Origin of the sequence: Pseudomonas monsensis (assembly GCF_014268495.2) — a bacterium.
GTDB classification, from domain to species: Bacteria; Pseudomonadota; Gammaproteobacteria; order Pseudomonadales; family Pseudomonadaceae; genus Aquipseudomonas; species Aquipseudomonas monsensis.
This window is the reverse complement of the sequence record NZ_CP077087.1, coordinates 5,870,327-5,888,051: the sequence shown is the minus strand read 5'-3', so window position 1 is coordinate 5,888,051 and position 17,725 is coordinate 5,870,327. Positions and strand designations below refer to the sequence as shown.

12 protein-coding genes are annotated in these 17,725 nt (G+C 60.7%); 6 read left to right on the top strand and 6 right to left on the bottom strand.

Annotation, left to right across the window (positions count from 1 at the left end):
• The first annotated feature begins 278 nt into the window (after positions 1-278).
• From HV782_RS26020 to HV782_RS26000, 5 genes are all read left to right on the top strand, one after another.
• Positions 279-1,412, top strand: a complete 1,134-nt coding sequence (locus HV782_RS26020; RefSeq protein ID WP_186746084.1) for a HesA/MoeB/ThiF family protein — start codon at positions 279-281, stop codon at positions 1,410-1,412.
• Positions 1,413-2,606 (top strand): MFS transporter, encoded by a 1,194-nt coding sequence (locus HV782_RS26015; protein ID WP_128614742.1) that lies wholly within the window; start codon positions 1,413-1,415, stop codon positions 2,604-2,606.
• Positions 2,607-2,703: 97 nt separating this feature from the next.
• The gene (locus HV782_RS26010) at positions 2,704-3,441 is read left to right on the top strand and encodes an iron-containing redox enzyme family protein (protein WP_186746086.1); all 738 of its coding nucleotides are present in this window, start codon (positions 2,704-2,706) and stop codon (positions 3,439-3,441) included.
• Positions 3,442-3,618: 177 nt separating this feature from the next.
• On the top strand, positions 3,619-4,728 hold the full coding sequence (locus tag HV782_RS26005; protein WP_186746089.1) for a DUF3182 family protein: 1,110 nt from the start codon (positions 3,619-3,621) through the stop codon (positions 4,726-4,728).
• A complete protein-coding gene (locus HV782_RS26000) occupies positions 4,718-5,476 on the top strand; it encodes an alpha/beta hydrolase family protein (protein WP_128614745.1) in 759 nt (252 codons plus the stop codon). The genes HV782_RS26005 and HV782_RS26000 overlap by 11 nt, the downstream gene beginning before the upstream one ends.
• 25 nt (positions 5,477-5,501) lie before the next feature.
• On the opposite strand, the gene HV782_RS25995 is transcribed toward HV782_RS26000, so the two are convergent.
• The 5 genes from HV782_RS25995 to HV782_RS25975 all read right to left on the bottom strand — a co-directional run bounded on the left by HV782_RS25995 (position 5,502) and on the right by HV782_RS25975 (position 10,918).
• On the bottom strand, positions 5,502-6,488 hold the full coding sequence (locus HV782_RS25995) for a lysylphosphatidylglycerol synthase domain-containing protein (RefSeq protein WP_186746092.1): 987 nt from the start codon (positions 6,486-6,488) through the stop codon (positions 5,502-5,504).
• Positions 6,485-7,759 carry a cardiolipin synthase ClsB gene (clsB, locus tag HV782_RS25990; protein ID WP_186746094.1) on the bottom strand — a complete coding sequence of 425 codons (1,275 nt, stop codon included), beginning with the start codon at positions 7,757-7,759 and terminating at the stop codon, positions 6,485-6,487. The genes HV782_RS25995 and clsB overlap by 4 nt, the downstream gene beginning before the upstream one ends.
• Entirely contained in the window at positions 7,756-8,553 is a 798-nt protein-coding gene (locus tag HV782_RS25985; RefSeq protein WP_123463726.1) for an endonuclease/exonuclease/phosphatase family protein, read from the bottom strand. The genes clsB and HV782_RS25985 overlap by 4 nt, the downstream gene beginning before the upstream one ends.
• Positions 8,550-9,476 (bottom strand): DUF72 domain-containing protein, encoded by a 927-nt coding sequence (locus HV782_RS25980; RefSeq protein WP_186746096.1) that lies wholly within the window; start codon positions 9,474-9,476, stop codon positions 8,550-8,552. The genes HV782_RS25985 and HV782_RS25980 overlap by 4 nt, the downstream gene beginning before the upstream one ends.
• A 239-nt stretch (positions 9,477-9,715) precedes the next feature.
• The gene (locus tag HV782_RS25975; RefSeq protein WP_128615432.1) at positions 9,716-10,918 is read right to left on the bottom strand and encodes an MFS transporter; all 1,203 of its coding nucleotides are present in this window, start codon (positions 10,916-10,918) and stop codon (positions 9,716-9,718) included.
• Positions 10,919-11,278: 360 nt separating this feature from the next.
• On the opposite strand from HV782_RS25975, the gene HV782_RS25970 reads away from it, so the two are divergent.
• On the top strand, positions 11,279-13,372 hold the full coding sequence (locus HV782_RS25970; protein ID WP_186746098.1) for a mechanosensitive ion channel family protein: 2,094 nt from the start codon (positions 11,279-11,281) through the stop codon (positions 13,370-13,372).
• Positions 13,373-13,421: 49 nt separating this feature from the next.
• Here HV782_RS25970 and HV782_RS25965 read toward each other — a convergent pair whose 3' ends face one another.
• Complete coding sequence (locus HV782_RS25965; RefSeq protein WP_186746100.1) at positions 13,422-17,708, bottom strand: DEAD/DEAH box helicase; 4,287 nt, start codon at positions 17,706-17,708, stop codon at positions 13,422-13,424.
• Between the last annotated feature and the right edge of the window lie 17 nt (positions 17,709-17,725).

The window sequence follows — 17,725 nt, the reverse complement described above, 5'->3', positions numbered from 1 at the left end:
TAGGAGTGATGGTGTGCATTTTATTTGAGTAACATTAAGAAATAACGCGGGTTCGCAACTCTCGGAAACTTATTCTAGGTTTTGTATGTGCACACCTTCACTCCGGTGGAAAGTTGGTTCGACCACTGGCCCTTTAACTTTTGAGGAAATCATTATGACTTTCGAAAAAGCATCTTCCGCTGGCGATTCTCAGATCGGCTGAGCTAGCCAATGAGAACCGGGGCCTTATGGCCCTGGTTCTTGATGAACTTGTTTTTAACCGTATCTGAGGCTGCTATATGAAACTTTGCCTGAAGCCGACCATCATTCCGTTCAAACTTGAAGGCCAGGTTGTTCTGCGGTTCAACGGGCAATACGCGAAGATCCCCGACCCCCATGGTGCTATCTGGGAATTCGCAACTGCACTGGACGGCAGTGCGCCATTCGAAATGTTGATTAACCAGGTGGCCGAACGTTATCCCGCAGTGGATCAGGAGGATCTGCGCAGCGTGGCGCAGGATTTGATCAGATACCGACTGGTTGAGAGTCCTGATGCGTTCGAGACGACTTCTCTTTCGGACCACGATCGCAACAGATTTTCCCGAAACATCGATTTTTTCGGGTCGATGGCGGCGGTGGGAGAGAACAAGTTTTCCTCTCAGGAGAAACTGCGTGCGGCCAGGGTCTGCGTACTGGGTTGCGGTGGGCTCGGCACCCATATCCTGTTCGATCTGGTAGCGCTGGGTGTACATCATCTGACGATCCTTGATTTTGACAAGATCGAGTTGAGCAACCTGAATCGACAGATCCTTTACAAGGAGAGCGACATCGGGATGCCGAAGGTCGAGACCGCCCGGCGCCGGTTGCTTGAGTTCAACAGTCACCTCGACATCACCGCCCACGAGACGCGCCTCGAATCGGCTCAGGATGTCGCCAGAGTCGTAAGTGGCCACGATATTGTGATTTGCGTTGCCGACAAACCCGCGAACTACATGGCCGACTGGCTGAACGAGGCCTGCGTTCAGGAGGGCGTACCCTTCATATCCGGTGGGCTCGATGTGCGCCGCTCGGTTTTCTATTCGGTGGTACCCGGCAGCTCGGGGTGCGGTGCTTGCTGGCTGACTTCGGCACGCAACAAAAGCAGCCTGGTTAACAGTATTTCGACCATGGCCAAGCAACACGACATAACCTACCGGCACCCAGGCCCGGCACTGGTGACCCTGGTGGCCGTGACCGCGGGCATGATGGTGAGCGAAACCGTCAAGATCCTCACCGGCTGCCAGCCGCCACAATTGACCAACAAGCTCAAGGAATTCACCTTCGACGATCTGGATGTCGGCATTGCCGAAGTCTGGCAGCAGAATCCGGACTGCCCGGTGTGCGGGCATCTCGCCAATTCGCAGCAGCTATCCGTGCAGACGGAGACCGTCTAGATGTTCAAGCTGCTGGCGTCCTATGTCATCACGTCCGTTTGCTCATGGGCCATTGCATTTCTCATCCCGCTTTACGTCTATGAGCAGACAGGCTCCCCTGTCTGGACATCGCTGGCTTTTTTCGCGGCGATGGCGCCTTACATACTGGTCACCCCCTTTGCCGGGGTGTGGAGTGATCGCTACAGCAAACGGCGATTTCTGATCGGTGGCGATCTTATCAACATTGCCATCGGCAGCCTGATGTACGTCGCCGTGAGCACCTTGTCCGGGGACGCCTTGAGCATCACCCTGTTACTGCTGAGCTTCATGCTGGCAAGCGTTGGCGCAACCCATCACCCGGTATTTCAGAGCATCGCTCCTGCGCTGGTCGAGGGGCGAAAACTTCATCGGTTCAATGCGATCGTCAACGCCAGTGACAACATCATTCGCATCGTTGCGCCGATCAGCGTGGCAGCGGTACTGGCTTTCAGCACCAAGGAGCGGATTCTCGTTGTCAGTATTGTCGGCTTTGCGCTCTCTCTGCCGCTTTGCTACTGGCTAAAAGAGCAGGGCAAACCTCAGCCCGCCACCACCCGGGTCTTCACCGAAATCAAAGCCGGGCTGCTCTATGTCCTTCGGCATCGAGAACTGTGTTCATTGGTTGTGCTGTTCTTCTTCTGCAACTTCGGTTTTGCCCTGATCGGTGCCAGCCTCATCTATGTTTTCACCACGCTCCTGGCTGTGCCGTTGAGCGATGTCGGCTACTACTACGGACTCATTGGCGCAGGTGCCGTTGCCGGATCAGCGACAGGTGCAGTTTTTGTGAAGCGCTATCCGGCTGGCGTGCTCATCCGGGGCAGTTGCCTGCTGGCAGGGATCTTCACGTTGGCCGCAGCGCTGGCGAGCGAGCCCTGGACACTCGCGGCGCTTTGGGCGCTTTCCACCTGCTGCCAATCCGTGGTGGTCATCGCTTTTTTCACCTATCGCCAACAAGTGGTTCCGCAAGCCATTCTGGGTCGGACTGTCGGGGTCACCAGGCTCATTGCCTATCTGGCTATTCCGCCCGCGAGCTTGCTCAGTGGATGGCTGTTGCTCCAATTTTCCAGCAGCGCTCTTATTCTTGCGTCAGGTGGTCTGTGTATTATTTTTGCCTCTCTGTGTGCTTATTTTCTCGCCAGGTATGAGCGACAAGTTGTTTGCAGTGATGCGCAGTGATTAAAACACTGCCGTCAGGACTTAAGTGCTTTGGTTAATTTGTCACTGAGTGGTTTGGTCATTGGATGGCCGGGCGAGAGTTAAAAGGAATTTTATGGTGCAAAAAGATAACAAGTTATACGGCGATGATGTAGTGCATGCCATTCAAGCGGTCACCGGTGGTTCCATATGGGATACGTGGCTGGACGCTGGCGCGTTAAATAGACTGGTTCATCATGAACTGTTGGTGGCAATGGGGAGGGGCCATGTTTCTTTGAGTGGCATGCGCTATTTTCTGGTGCAGCATCATTACTACTCTCGAAACTTCACTCGCTTTCTTTGTGCGGTTATCAATCGCCTTGAGTCACTCGACGACATCAAGCTTTTAATGGAAAACCTGCAGGAGGAAATGGGTATTGACGGTGACGATAAAGTCACCCATGCCGATTTGTTCCAACGATCTCTCAAGATTGTGGGCACCCACGCCACGGCGCAGCCGCCTTTGCCCCAGACCATTGAATTTACCCATTCGATCATGAAATTGTGCCGCAGTGAAAATCCGGTTGAGGGGCTCGCGGCGCTATGCCTGGGGGCTGAAGCCATCGTGCCATTGCTCTACAAACCGATTCTGGCGGCGCTGGAGAGGCTGAATATCAGTGAGGAAGGTCTGGAGTTTTTCCGCATACACATCGAAGAAGATGAAGGGCACGCGGTCACCATGCTGAAGATTCTGGGGCGATTGACTCGACACGCACCTGAAGCAAAGGTGATTGCGATGCAAATCGGGCGTCAGGCGATCAACAAGCGATGCGTCATGTTTGACGCTATATGGAGGGACGTTCGAGAGCAAAGGTAGGTCGCGCGATCATGCAAATTGCCGGGGATTACCGGATGTTCGTGCAGATTGAAACAGGCCCGGTGCCATCAATGTTGGCGCAAGCGCTTGATTCATTGTGCATTCTTGTTGCGCGGCGATTGGCCTGATCTCTGCACTTCCAACGACTACATTCATCGAGTCGCTGAAGGGGGACGCATGACCCCAACGCCGAGCAAAAAATTGGTAGTCGCCCATTCAGTTCGTAACGGGGCGCCACAGCACGAAGTGCAGACCAACAAGGCACTGGCACGCTGGCTGGCACACATCATCGGGCTCAAATTCGGTGGTAGCTACGACCCGGAAAAACACCGTGGTCGCGACCTGTACTGGCTGCCGACGCAAACCATTGTTGGCGCCAAACAGGCGCAGCAATTGGGCATCAAAGGTGCGAATGACTTGTGGGGCGGATTCGTCGAACACGATTTCATCTGCACCAAAGCCATCAGCCACGGCCTGCGCAGTCATCTGGCCCACGCGCCCCAGGGCTGGGCGCCTTTGTTCTCCAAGCGTGTGCGCGACGTGGTGCTCGATGGCCTTACCGTGTTTGCCCTGGAAGATGCGCGACCGGCTGCCGAGCATTTGCTGCACAACGGGCCGATCCGCCTGAAGCCGATTCACGCCTGTGCCGGTCGCGGCCAGGAAGTTATCAACAGCCTCGACGCGTTCGACGAGGTACTTGCCCGAGCGGAAGCTGCAGAGTTGTTTCGCGATGGTGTGGTGCTGGAGCAGGACCTGAGTGAAGTGATCACCCATAGCGTCGGCCAGTCATTCATCGGCGGCAAGGTGCTGAGCTACTGCGGTGATCAATACTTGACTCAAGATGCCCATGGCGAAGACGTCTATGGTGGTTCGAATCTGCTGGTGGTGCAGGGTGGTTATCCGCAGTTGCTGGCGCTGGAACTGCCCGACGCTGTACGGCTGGCCATCGAGCAGGCGCAGGTTTTCGACCGAGCGGCGGATGAGGCTTATCCGGGGTTCTACGCTTCGCGCCGCAACTATGACATTGCCCAGGGCCGGGACAGCAATGGCAAACCGCGCAGTGGTGTGCTCGAACAATCCTGGCGCATGGGCGGTGCCAGCAGCGCCGAAGTGGCGGCGCTGCAAAGCTTCGTCAACGATCCGGGCATGCGCGCGATTCGCGTGTCTTCGGTGGAAACCTACGTTGATCAGCCACTGCCGGCGGACGCCATCGAGGTGTATCGCGGGCCGGCCGAGAACAGCGAGTTTCTCCTCAAATACGTAACGGTCAAACCCTATGACGGCTAGAAGCGAAAGCATTCAAATCGACATTGATGATGAACAGATGAGCGGGACGTTTCTCAGTCCCAAATCCAAGGTACCCGGTGTGTTGTTTGTCCACGGCTGGGGCGGTAGCCAGGAGCGCGACCTGGAGCGAGCGAAAGGCATCGCCGGTCTTGGCTGCGTCTGCCTGACCTTCGATCTGCGCGGCCACACCGGTGGCACCGGCATTCCGCTGACCCGGGTCACCCGCGAAGACAACTTGCGCGATCTGCTCGCAGCCTACGACCGCCTGCTCGCGCACCCTGCGCTCGACACCTCGGCGATTGCGGTGGTCGGCACCAGTTATGGCGGTTACCTCGCCTCGATCCTCACTTCGTTGCGTCCGGTGCGCTGGCTGGCGCTGCGGGTGCCGGCGCTGTATCGCGATGAGCAATGGCACACGCCCAAGCGCGATCTGGACAAGGCCGATTTGCGTGATTACCGAAGCACGTTAGTCCGTGCCGACACTAACCGTGCGCTGCATGCCTGTTCGCAATTCACCGGGGATGTGTTGCTGGTGGAATCGCAAACGGATGACTACGTGCCCCACGCAACAATCATGAGTTATCGCGCGGCGTGTCAGCAGACTCATTCGCTGACGCACCGGATTATCGACGGCGCCGATCATGCATTGAGCGAACCGGTGTCGCAGCAGGCGTATACCTCGATTCTGGTGGACTGGATTACCGAGATGGTGGTGGGGGAGCGCTTGAGCATCATTCAGTCGAGATAGCCTTCTCAACTTCAACAAAAAAACCTCAGGAAGGTTTCTTCTCGATCCGCAAGGCCTTCGCCTTGGCCTCCACCAGCAAATACATCACCACCGTAATCAGCAACGGCAACAGAAAATAAATTGCCCGGTATGCCAGCAATCCCGCCACCAGGCTGCCGCGTGATGCTTCATGTTGCAGCAGCGCGACGAACACCGCTTCCAGCACACCCAGCCCCGCCGGTATGTGGGTGATGACCCCGGCAATCGCGCTGATCAACAACACGCCCAGTACCAGCGGATAATCCAGTTTGCTCGGAAGCAGGGTGAAGATCACCGCCGCCATCAGCGACCAGTTCAAGGCACCGAGCAACAGTTGCAGCACGGCCATGCGCAGCGACGGCAGGTTGATTTCCACCCCACGAATCGACCACTCGCGGCGCTTGGAAAACTGACACGCCGCGAGATACCCGGCGCTGATCAGCAGCAATAGGATACCGACGCCCTGCAATGCATCGCTGCTCAGTTTCCATCCCGGCGGCATGCGCACCAGGCCACTGCTGAACACCACACCGGCAATGGTCATGTAGCCGAACCAGTTGGTCGCCAGGCTCAAGCCGAGAATCTTCGCAATGTTGCCTTTGCTCACGCCCAGGCGCGAATACAGCCGATACCGCATGGCGATACCGCCGACCCAGGCGCTGAGATTGAGGTTGAACGCGTAACTGATGATCCCCACGGGCAGGATCTGTTTCCAGGTCAGGTCCTGGCGAATGTAGGTGCGGCCGATCAGGTCGAAACTGGCGTAAGTCAGGAAACTCAGCAAGGTCAGGCCGGCAGCGATGATCAGTGTGCGCACCTTGAAGTCGGCGAGGGTTTGCAGCACTTCGGCCCATTCGATACGGGTGGCGAACAGCGTCAGCAAGACGATCAACGCGAGGAAAAACAACAGCGTCAGTGGGCGTTTCCAGCGGCTCCATTTCGAGTGAGTCGCTGGCGCGGCGTGGCCTGTCGAGTGTGCTTCGGAGTGGCTCATGACTGGCCACCTCGAAACGGCTTGAGCCGTGGTTTGTGCGCCGGCAGCCAACCGGCCATCGCCGGGAAGTGCCGCAGAAAGTGAAACACCAGAAAACCTACGGTCATGTGCCAGATCCGTCCGCGCGGGGACATGTCGGCGTCCATGGCCTTGCAGTGGTTCTGGCTGAGGTCTTCGAGGCGCTCGAACAAATGCTGATTGAATTCCCGATCGCGAATCAGCACGTTGGCTTCCAGATTCAGCGACAGGCTCAGCGGGTCGAGATTGCTCGAGCCGACGGTGCTCCATTCATCGTCCACCAGCGCCACCTTGCCGTGCAGCGGTCGCTGGCAATACTCGTGGATCTGCACGCCGGCCTTGAGCAGGTAGTCGTAGGTCATGCGCGCCGCGAGTTTGGCCACCAGCATGTCGGGCTGACCTTGCAGGATCAGCCGCACATCGACACCACGCCGCGCCGCATTGCGGATCTCGCGCAGCAGACGGTAGCCGGGGAAAAAGTAGGCGTTGGCGATCACCACCCGGTGTTTGGCCCGGCGCAGTGCCTGCAAGTACACGTCCTCGATATCGGTGTGGTGCTGATCGTTGTCGCGAAAGACCAGGCGCACCTGACCGTCGTGGTCGCTGAAGGCCATGTCTGCGCGACGCTGGCGCCGACGCTGCCACCAGAAGCGTGCGCGTCCGGGGCGACCGCTTTGCACCAGAGCAAAGTGATGCAGGTCAGCAACCGCTGGGCCCTGAATCTGCACGGCATAATCCTGTTTGGCTTCGGGGCCGAAGTCGGCCAGGTGATCGCCGGAAAAATTGATCCCGCCAATGAACGCAACCAGGCCGTCGACCACCACGATTTTGCGGTGTAAGCGGCGGAACCAGTTGGTGCGAAAACCCAGGTGCTTGGGCGCCGGATCAAACATCTGCAGGTGCACGCCCGCATCACTCAGGGCCGCGAGATAAGCGGTGGTCAACTCGCCACAGCCAAAGCCGTCGAGGCTGACGGTGGTGCGCACGCCGCGCTGTGCCGCGTCGATCAGGATCTGCTGCAACTCTGCGCCGACCTTGTCTTCGAAAACGATGAAGGTTTCCAGCAGGATTTCACTTTTCGCCGCACGCATGGCGTCGAACACCCGGGGAAAATATTCTTCGCCGTTTTCCAGGAGTTCGACACGGTTATTGCCTTGCCAACTGTACTCGACGTCAACCTGGCCGGGCTCGCGCACGGGCGGGGCGATGCTGATCGGTTCCACGGTGGATTTCTCCAGCGGTGCGCTGTTCATAATTCAATCTCCACCGATAAAGGGGCGTGGTCGGAAAGGTGTGACCAGGGCCGGTTCGCCAGGACTTTTGGCTGGCGGGCCTTGAGGTTGCGTACGTAAATGCGGTCGAGCCGCAGGGTCGGCAGGCGCGCCGGAAAGCTGCGTGCGGGTTTGCCGTGATGCTCGGCGAAGACCTCGCGCAGGCCCCAGGGTGTGAGGAGCGCATCGGCGCGCTGGCGCCAGTCGTTGAAGTCGCCGGCGATGATCACCGGGGCATCGTCCGGCAGTTCCGCAAGGCGTTGGCCGAGCAGCTTCAACTGCGCGTTGCGGTGGCTTTCGCGCAGGCCCAGGTGCACGCAGATCGCATGCACCTCGACCCCGTCACCGGGCAGGCGCAGCACGCAGTGCAGCAGGCCGCGGTTCTCGTGGCCGCTGATCGAGACGTCGAGGTTGTCGTGGCGGATGATCTGGAATTTCGACAACAGCGCATTGCCGTGATCGCCCTCCGGATACACCGCGTTGCGCCCGTAGGCGAACTGCGGCCAAAGGCTGTCGGCGAGAAATTCATACTGCGGCATCGTCGGCCAGTTGCTATAGCGCTTGGGGTGATGTTCGTGGGTGCCGTGGACTTCCTGGAGGAACACCACGTCGGCGGCGACGCTGCGCACCGCTTCGCGCAGTTCCGGCAGGATGAAGCGCCGGTTGAGGGCCGTGAAGCCCTTGTGGGTGTTGACCGTCAGTACAGTGAAAGTGCGCACCGTCGGCGCGACCACCGAACCTTCATCGGTGAAGCCCACCGGTTCAGGAATGCTCATGGCAACACTCCTTCTGCGGCGCTTTCACCGGGGGCGGTGGCGAGGTCGTTATCGAGCCCGAAACGCTGCAGCAGATTACGCGCGTCGTAGGGCGCACGGACTTTGATGTCGTTGTCGAAGTAGCAAAACACTTCCCGGGATTTACGTGCGCGCGGCTTGAGTCGCGGGGCAATCAGATGCGCATCTTGCGGTTGCCGGCCGTGGTGCCAGGCTTCGATACGCTCGGCCCAGCGCTTGAGGGCCGGCGCGGTGTAGCCGCTGGCGTAGAGTTCTTCGGCACCGTGCAGGCGCAGGTAGACGAAGTCGCTGGTGAGGTCTTCGCGGTACGGCCACTTACCGGCGGTGTCGGCGATCACCAGCGCGGTGTTGTGGCGTTTGAGCAGGCGCACGAAGTCCGGGTCGATGAAGCTGTCGTTGCGGATTTCCACGGCATGGCGCAGCGCTTTTTTGCCGTAGGCCTTGAGGCTGGCGTGGCCGTGCAGGTGAGCATCGTGTTGATGGGCGAGGGCGGCGGCAGCTTCAGGGGTGTGGGGCAGTTGAGCGAGAAAGTGTTCGAAGCGCTGCGGCTCGTATTTGAAGTTGGGCGGAAACTGCCAGAGGATCGGGCCGAGTTTTTCCTTGAGTTCAAGCACCCCGGACGCGAAGAAGTTCGCCAGCGGTTTTTCGATGTCGCGCAAGCGGCGAATGTGGGTGATGAAGCGCGGCGCCTTGACGCTGAACACGAAGTCGTCAGGCGTTTCGGCGTGCCACTGCGCGTAGCGTTCGGGCCGTTGCAGGGCGTAGAACGATCCATTGATTTCGATGCTGTTGACCGCCCGCGATGCGAACTGCAATTCACGTTTCTGCGCCAGTCCCTTGGGGTAGAAATCCCCGCGCCACGGAGCGTAGCGCCAGCCGGAAATACCGATGTGAATCGTTGCCATGTCGCCCTCCCGTAGTCAGTCCTCGTACAGCCTGTGTGTGTTGATGACTGTGGGCGGTTCGGGAAAGTTTCGGTGGCGTTACGGACGGTACATTTTTGCGCGCTCCACGAAAAACAATGTGCGAGGGGGCTTGCTCCCGAAGGCGATGGGGCAGTCAGCGTTGATCGCGACTGATACCCCGCATTCGCGAGCAAGCCCCCTCCCACAAGTGCCCCCTCGACAAGGGCACAGGTGTTGAATCAGTGGCCGGTGACGATGCGCGAAGTGCTTTCGGCATAGGTCGGGCCGAGGCGATCCAGTCGACCGCTCCAGGCAGTCAGGGCCAACGCCACCAACACCACCAGACCACCGATCCACGCCGTGTGGATCAGGCCGATGTGTTCAACGATCAAGCCACCGCCCCACGCCCCGCCGGCAATCCCGAGGTTGAACGCAGCAATGTTCAGCCCCGACGCCACATCCACGGCTTGCGGCGTGTGATGTTCAGCCTGACGCACCACATACACTTGCAGCCCCGGCACATTGCCGAACGCTACTGCGCCCCAGACCAATACCGTGGCCAGTGCCAGCCAGGGATTGGCGGCGGTGAAGGTCAGCACGAACAACACGGCCGCGAGCAGGGCGAAGATGATTTTCAGGGCGCTGATCGGCCCGCGTCTGTCCGCCAGCTTGCCGCCCCAGATATTCCCGACCGCTACCGACACGCCATACACCAGCAGCACCAGGCTCACCGTGCTGGCGCTGAAGCCCGAGATGTCCTGAAGGATCGGCGCGAGGAAAGTGAAGGCGATGAACGAGCCGCCGTAGCCGATCGCGGTCATGGCGTACACCAGCAACAGACGCGGTTGTTTGAGCACTTGCAGTTGTTGCAGCAGCGACGCCGGTTTGCTGTGGGCGATGTTGCTCGGCACGTAGATCAGGCTGCCGATAAAGGCAATCACGCCCAGCGCCGACACGGCGAGGAAAGTTTCACGCCAGCCGAAATGCTGGCCGATGAACGTACCCAGCGGCACGCCGGTGACCAATGCCACGGTGAGGCCGGTGAACATGATCGCAATTGCGCTGGCGGCTTTTTCCTTGGACACCAGGCTGGTGGCGATGGTCGAGCCGATGGAGAAGAACACGCCGTGGGCCAGACCGGTGACGATCCGCGCCAGCACCAGCGATTCATAACTTGGCGCCATCCACGCCAGCAGGTTGCCGAGGGTGAACAGCACCATCAGCGACAGCAGCAACAGCTTGCGCGGGACCTTGCCGGTGAGCGCGGTCAACACGGGCGCACCGATGGCCACGCCCAGCGCGTACAGGCTCACCAGCAAACCGGCGGAGGGAAGACTGACGCCGAGATCGGCGCCAATGGTAGGCAGCAGGCCAACGATGACGAACTCGGTCGTCCCGATGGCGAAAGCGCTGAGGGTCAGCGCGAGCAAGGCAATGGGCATCACGGCACTCCAGGATGATTTGATTGGATGGAGCGCAGTGTCGGGGTTTGGCTTGTGCGGAAAAATACGGGTGCGGGCATTTGATATTTGCCGGCAGCGCAAATATCCCTGGATGGGTGTGAACGCTGTGGATAGGGGATTTACCCCCGTTCGACTGCGCAGCTGTCGTAAAACCTCACGACTCGGTCTGGCAGGAGATTGAAGATTCAGGTTTTGGCGCCGCTTCGCCGTCCAACGGGGATAAATCCCCTCGTCACAGGGGAATGCGGGATTTGAATATGAGGATTCAGGCAAAAACCGAACTTGTCCGCCATTCACCGATCAGTTCCTTACAGGTTCAGCCATCGGGAGAGCGGAGTTTTGATCAAGTTCAGGATCGCCATTTTGCTGGGAGCACTGCTGTTTCTTGGCGCCAGCGAACTCGAAGCCGCCGCGCTGCCGGGCGTTCCGGCCACCGCTGAGGAACCGGCCAAAGCCGAACCGATTGTGCAGGGCGGTCTGCTCGGGGCGATCAGTTCCAGCATCGACGATGTGCAGGACAAACTCGATCTCAATGAACATCTGGTCGATGCCTGGCGCCTGCGTGCCGATCGGGCAGCGGATGAAGTCGACAGACTGGTCAACCACCCTTCGAATCGCTCGGGCTGGCGTGTCGCCGGCGATTTCCTGATGTTGTCCGGTGTCTGGCTCGGCGCGTTTGCCCTGCTGACCGTGCTTGGCAGTCTGTTGGCCAAACGCCTGCGCGAAGGCCGCTGGTTACGCACGCGCCAGCGCAGTCAGGATCTGCTCGGTTATCTGCTGCCGTACACGCTGCCGGCGCTGATCTGCCTGCCCTTGACCCTGTACGTCAGCCATTTTCTGCAAGCCTCGGTCGGGCGTGCACTGGCGTTGTGTCTGGCTTACGCCACCAGCAGCGGTATTTTTTCCACCTCGATGCTGTTGTGCGTCGTGGTGATGTTCAACGTCGGCCATAAGCGCCCGGCGGCGCGGATCATCCGCAATTACTGTCCGCCCCCGCTGTTCCTGATCGGTTTCCTCGCGGCCCTCAGCGACGCCTTGACCAGCCCGCAAATCGCCCGGCAACTGGGTGGCAACATCACCAGCAGCGTCGCGGTGTTCACCGGGCTGATCGCCTCGATCATCTTTGGCCTGCTGGTGATTCGTCTGCGCCGGCCAGTGGCGCATCTGATCCGCAACCGACCGCTGGCGCAACGCCTGAAACAACCGTCGTTGCAGGAGTCGCTGCGGATTTTCTCGGGGTTGTGGTATTGGCCGATTGTGCTGATGGTGCTGGTGTCGGCGATTAATCTGATCGGCATCGGTGAGGACAACCAGAAAGCCCTGCGCTGCGCGTTGTTCACCACCGTGCTGCTGATCGGCACGGTGTTCCTCAGCACGATCCTGCAGCACCTGTTCAAGTCACCAAAGGCCGAAGCCATCCAGCGCCGCAGCGCCTACAAGGAGCGTTTTCTCAGCCTGCTACACGCGTTGCTGCGGATCGTCATCGCCATCGCGTTCATTGATATTCTCGGGCGGATCTGGGGCGTGTCACTGCTCGATTTCGCCCAGAGCAGCACGGTCGGCCGGGCCATCAGCAACGCCTTGAGCAGCATCGGTTTGATTTTCCTGGTGACATGGCTGTTGTGGGTGGTGCTCGACACGGCGATTCAGGAAGCCCTGAAACCCCCGCTTAACAAGCGCGGGGCGCGCCAGCCCAGCACCCGGGTAAAAACCATCCTGCCGCTGCTGCGCAACGCGATCAAAATCATCCTGGTGGTGATCTGCGCGATCACCACGATGGCCAATCTGGGGATCAATGTGGCGCCATTGCTGGCCGGTGCCGGGGTGGTTGGTCTGGCCATCGGTTTCGGTTCGCAGCAACTGGTGCAGGACGTGATCACCGGGCTGTTCATCATCATCGAAGACACCCTGTCGATCGGTGACTGGGTGGTGCTCGATTCCGGGCATGCCGGCACGGTCGAAGGCCTGACCATCCGCACCCTGCGCCTGCGTGACGGCAAAGGCTTTGTGCACTCGGTGCCGTTCGGCCAGATCAAGGCTGTGACCAATCAGTCGCGGCAGTTTGCCTTTGCGTTTTTCTCGGTGCAGTTCACTTACGACACGGACGTGGACAAGGCGATCGAGCTGATCCGCGAGACCGGCGATTCGATCCGCGAAGACCCATTCCTCAAGTACAACCTGCAAGGCCCGCTGGATGTGTTTGGCGTGGACAAGATGGATTTGAACGGCGTGGTGCTGACAGCGCAGTTCCGTACCGTGTCGGGTGGGCAATATGCGGTGAGCCGCGCATTCAACCAGCGTTTGAAGAAGCTTGTGGATAACAGCCCGGTGGTGCATTTCGCGCAGACTTATCCACAGCAGGTTTTGTTGCCCAAAAGGCAGGAGGAGGGGGCGCTGGTGGCGACTGAGTTGCCGCAGGAATCGCGGACTTGATGCAAGATTTTGTGGAGCTGTGCCGGCCCTTTCGCGAGCCCAAACACCCTCAGTGCCGGATCAATTTGCCGCGCACCTGTTCCATGGCGATCTGATCCAGTTCCAGCCAAAATTGCTGCTTACCGGCAATCTCCGCCGCCACCGGCAAACCATCCCGATAGACCAACCGATTACTCGCCAGCGCCGGCACTTTCACCCCCGGCAACAACGTCCCGGCCAGGTTCAGCGGATCCACCCCGCACACCGCAATCAAACTGCCGTCATGTGGCCGCCGCCGAACTTCGCGCAGCAAGGCAATCGCCTCGGGCAGGGCAAACTGCTCTCCCGCCAGACCGCTGACAAATCGTCCACCACGAATCTCGCCACGGGCTTCCAGGCGATGGAAGGTGCGCAGTAATTCCCGCCAGTTCGGCAACCAGTCCGCTTCGCGCTCCAGCAACCGCCAGAACACCACGCCGTAGCGGCGCAGCAGGGTCATGGCGACGTGTTCCAGGGTCTCGTTGTTATCCACAGCCTGCCCGCGCCGCAGCAATGCCCAGCGCCCGGCATCATCCATGCCGCCGACGAATGCGCCGCGTCCACGTCGACTGCTGCGCTGCTGGCGCTTGCTCGCCGGGGTAATCAGGGCACGCAGGCCGGCGAAGCTGTCGGCGTTCACCAGGCCAGCGCCAACCAGTTCCTGCAGGGCCGTTTCCAGTTCGGTGCGCAGCAGGTGTGCTTCATGAATCAACTCATCGAAAAACAGCGCGCCGTGCTGACTCAGGGCTTCAAAAACCTTTTGGGTTTTCGCTGACAGTTCGCTGGCCGGCGTCTGCTCGGCCAGTGCGCTCCACAGTCCGGCCTGACTGCGTGGCAGTAATACGATCGGCGTGCTGCGCAATGCCGTGCCACTGGTTTTTTGCCGGGCGCTGAGGCGCGTCCACACCAGCTTGCCGTTGCGACACAGATCATCCAGCCAGGTCGGCGAGTAGTCCTTGAGGCGCGCCGGGAGAATGTCGCTGTCCCAGGCCGAAGCCGCCGCCGGATACCCCTCGAGCTGGCCGACAATTGCCGGCAACACTGCGCTGCCCTGACCGCGCGTGGCGGGCGAGAGGTGCTGCCAGTCGAACAGGAAACGCATGAAATCCTGCAACGCCACGGGCTCGATTTCCCGGCGCAGGCGCTTGACCGTATAGCGATGGATCCGCGCCAGCAGATGCCGCTCGCACCATTCCTCGTGCGTCAGTCCCGGGGTGAACTGGCCGCGCAGCACGTACCCTTCGCGTTCCAGTCGAGCGAGGGCTTGCTGGACCTGAGGGGCGGGCAGCGCAAGCGGTTCGGCGATGGCGGGCAACGGCAGCGGGCCGAACGCGCCGAGCCGTGCGCGGATCACTTCGACCAGTGCTTCGTCGAAGGTCCAGGCGTTATCGAAGCCGGGCAAGTCCACCACGCGGGTCAGTAGCGTGGCCTGTGGATAAAGCGCTTGCAGGCACGTCAGGCGTTCGCGTGCCAGCCACAGTGAATGCTCTTCAACGATCTGCAAGTGGCAGGCACGACCGCTCGCGGCCAGTGCATTGAGCCATTCCCGCCAGCCCGGATTGGCCTGCGCCTCTGCATCGCTGAGGCACGCCAGACTCATCAACGCTTCGTGCATTTCATCCACAGAATTCGGCGTCGGCCAGGCTTCTTCGCGCACCGCGACGATGGCGTCGGCATCCAGTGCACCAAGATCATCGGTCGATTGCGGATCGCTCCAGCGTCGGTTGATCACCGCTTGGGTGCGGCGTTCTTCCAGCGGCGCATCGTCGAGAAAGGTGTAGGGGCGGGCGCTGAGAATTTCCGCCGCCAATGGCGAGGGTGCCGGCAGATCGCGACTGATCAGACGCACGTCGCCCTGCTCCATGCGTCGCAACAGGGTCAGCCAGCCCTCGCTGTCCATCGCCTCATGCAGGCAGTCGTCGAGGGTCTGCTCGACCAGCGGATGCTCGGGAATCTCCCGCTCACCCGCGAGGTTCTCAAGGCAGGCAATCTGGTCGGGAAATACACTGGCGATCAGGTCTTCACTCTTCATTCGCTGCAATTGCGGCGCGACCTTGCGTCCGCCGGTAAAACGCGGCAACGCCAGCGCCACCCCGGCATTCCAGCGCCAGCGCACGCCGAATAGCGGCGCATCCAGCACCGCTTGAATCAGCAGGTGCTCGGCACTGTTGCTGTGCAGGTAGCGCCAGACGTCATCGAGCTCAAAGCTGTGGCTGGTGGACAGCGACAATACGATCGCGTCTTCACTGGCCGCCGCCTGCAGTTCGAAGTTGAAGGTGCGGCAGAAACGCTTGCGCAGGGCCAGGCCCCAGGCGCGGTTGATGCGGCTGCCGAACGGCGCATGGATAATCAGTTGGGTGCCGCCGGACTCGTCGAAAAACCGTTCCATCAGCAGCGTGTCCTGCGAGGGCAGGGCGCCGAGGGTGTGGCGGGCGCGGGCCAGATAGTCCACCAGTTGTTCGGCGCTGGCGGCGTTCAGTCCTAACGTTCGTGTCAGCCAGTCGAGGGCCGGCTGCAGATCGCCGGGGCGGGCGCCGAGCAAGTCGTCGAGGGTCGCTTGCAGGCGCGCCACCGCCGCGGACAACTCATCGCTGCGCCCCGGCGCTTCGCCAAGCCAGAACGGAATGCTCGGCGGCTGACCGTGGGCATCTTCGACGCGCACCTTGCCGGTTTCCACACGCAAGATGCGGTACGAGGTGTTGCCGAGCTGGAACACATCACCGGCGATGCTTTCCACGGCGAAGTCTTCATTGACGCTGCCGATACTCAGGCCTTGCGGCTCCAGCAGTACGCTGTAATCGGCGTTGTCGGGGATGGTGCCGCCGCTGGTCACGGCGGTCAGGCGCGCCCCGCGTCGTCCGCGCAAAGTGCGGCTGACGGCGTCGCGGTGCAGGTAAGCGCTGCGGATGCCCTGACGACCGTTGTAGCCTTCGGCGAGCATCGCCAGCAGGGCCTGATAGTGTTTTTCGTCGACATGGCGATACGGCGAGGCCTTGCGGAACATCGCCAGCAGGGCGTCCTCCGGCCATTCCTGACAACTGACTTCGGCGATGATCTGCTGGGCCAGCACGTCCAGCGGCGCTTCGGGGATGTGCAGTGTGTCGAGTTCACCGCGCCGCACGCAGTCGAGCAGGGCGGCGCATTCGATCAGGTCGTCGCGGGTGGTGGCGAACAAGCGACCTTTGGGCGTGCCGCCGACCTGGTGCCCGGAACGACCGACCCGTTGCAAAAAACCGGCAATCGAACGCGGCGAGGCGATCTGACAGACCAGATCGACCTCGCCGATATCAATGCCCAGTTCCAGCGACGCGGTAGCAATCAGCACTTGCAGTTCGCCGCGCTTGAGCCGCTGTTCGGCGTCGAGGCGGAACTCCTTGGCCAGGCTGCCGTGGTGCGCCGCCACGGCCTGTTTGCCGAGGCGTTCGCTGAGATGCCGGCTCAAGCGTTCGGCCAGGCGCCGGGTGTTGACGAAAATCAGTGTGGTGCGGTGTTCGCGGGCGAGTTCGGCGAGGCGATCGTAGACCAGTTCCCAGACATCGTTGGCCATCACCGCCGACAACGGCACCGGCGGCACTTCGATGTCCAGGTCCCGCGGACGGGCGTGGCCGATGTCGATAATCTCGCAGGAGCGCTCATGGCCGACCAGAAATTGCGCCACGGCCTCGACCGGTTTCTGCGTGGCGGACAGGCCGATGCGGGTCAATGGTTCGGCGCACAGCGCCTGCAGGCGTTCAAGGCTCAGGGACAGATGGCTGCCGCGCTTGCCGGCGGCCATGGCGTGGATCTCATCGACAATCACCGTGCGTGTGGTGCCGAGCATTTTGCGCCCGGACTCGGAGCCGAGCAGCACGTACAGCGATTCCGGGGTGGTCACCAGAATGTGCGGCGCGTGCTTGCGCATGGCGGCGCGTTCTTTTTGCGGGGTGTCACCGGTGCGCACGGCGGTGGTGATTTCCAGCTCCGGCAGGCCCAGTTGGCGCAATTGCCCGGTAATCCCGGCCAATGGATTTTGCAGGTTGATGCGGATGTCGTTGGACAGCGCTTTTAATGGCGAGACATACACCACCAGGGTTTCGTCGGGCAGGCCGTCGGGGTTTTCCAGGCCACGGTGGACGAGGTCGTCGAGCACGGCGAGGAACGCGGTGAGGGTCTTGCCGGAGCCGGTGGGCGCGGCGATCAGGGTCGACCGGCGCTGACGGATCAACGGCCAAGCGCGGGCCTGGGCGGCGGTGACCGTCGGGAAAGTCTTGCTGAACCAGGCGCTGACGGCGGGGTGAAAGCCTGCCAGGGCCACGTCCTTGGGGATGGGCAGATTCATGCTTAAGTTATGCGGGC

Excerpts from the sequence above, each read along its gene's own strand:
- HV782_RS26000 (WP_128614745.1), top strand. The coding sequence starts at position 4,718 with ATGACGGCTAGAAGCGAAAGCATTCAAATCGACATTGATGATGAACAG.
- HV782_RS25965 (WP_186746100.1), bottom strand. The coding sequence starts at position 17,708 with ATGAATCTGCCCATCCCCAAGGACGTGGCCCTGGCAGGCTTTCACCCC.
- HV782_RS25995 (WP_186746092.1), bottom strand. The coding sequence starts at position 6,488 with ATGAGCCACTCCGAAGCACACTCGACAGGCCACGCCGCGCCAGCGACT.
- clsB (WP_186746094.1), bottom strand. The coding sequence starts at position 7,759 with ATGAACAGCGCACCGCTGGAGAAATCCACCGTGGAACCGATCAGCATC.
- HV782_RS25980 (WP_186746096.1), bottom strand. The coding sequence starts at position 9,476 with ATGGCAACGATTCACATCGGTATTTCCGGCTGGCGCTACGCTCCGTGG.
- HV782_RS25975 (WP_128615432.1), bottom strand. The coding sequence starts at position 10,918 with ATGCCCATTGCCTTGCTCGCGCTGACCCTCAGCGCTTTCGCCATCGGG.
- HV782_RS26005 (WP_186746089.1), top strand. The coding sequence starts at position 3,619 with ATGACCCCAACGCCGAGCAAAAAATTGGTAGTCGCCCATTCAGTTCGT.
- HV782_RS26015 (WP_128614742.1), top strand. The coding sequence starts at position 1,413 with ATGTTCAAGCTGCTGGCGTCCTATGTCATCACGTCCGTTTGCTCATGG.
- HV782_RS25985 (WP_123463726.1), bottom strand. The coding sequence starts at position 8,553 with ATGAGCATTCCTGAACCGGTGGGCTTCACCGATGAAGGTTCGGTGGTC.
- HV782_RS26020 (WP_186746084.1), top strand. The coding sequence starts at position 279 with ATGAAACTTTGCCTGAAGCCGACCATCATTCCGTTCAAACTTGAAGGC.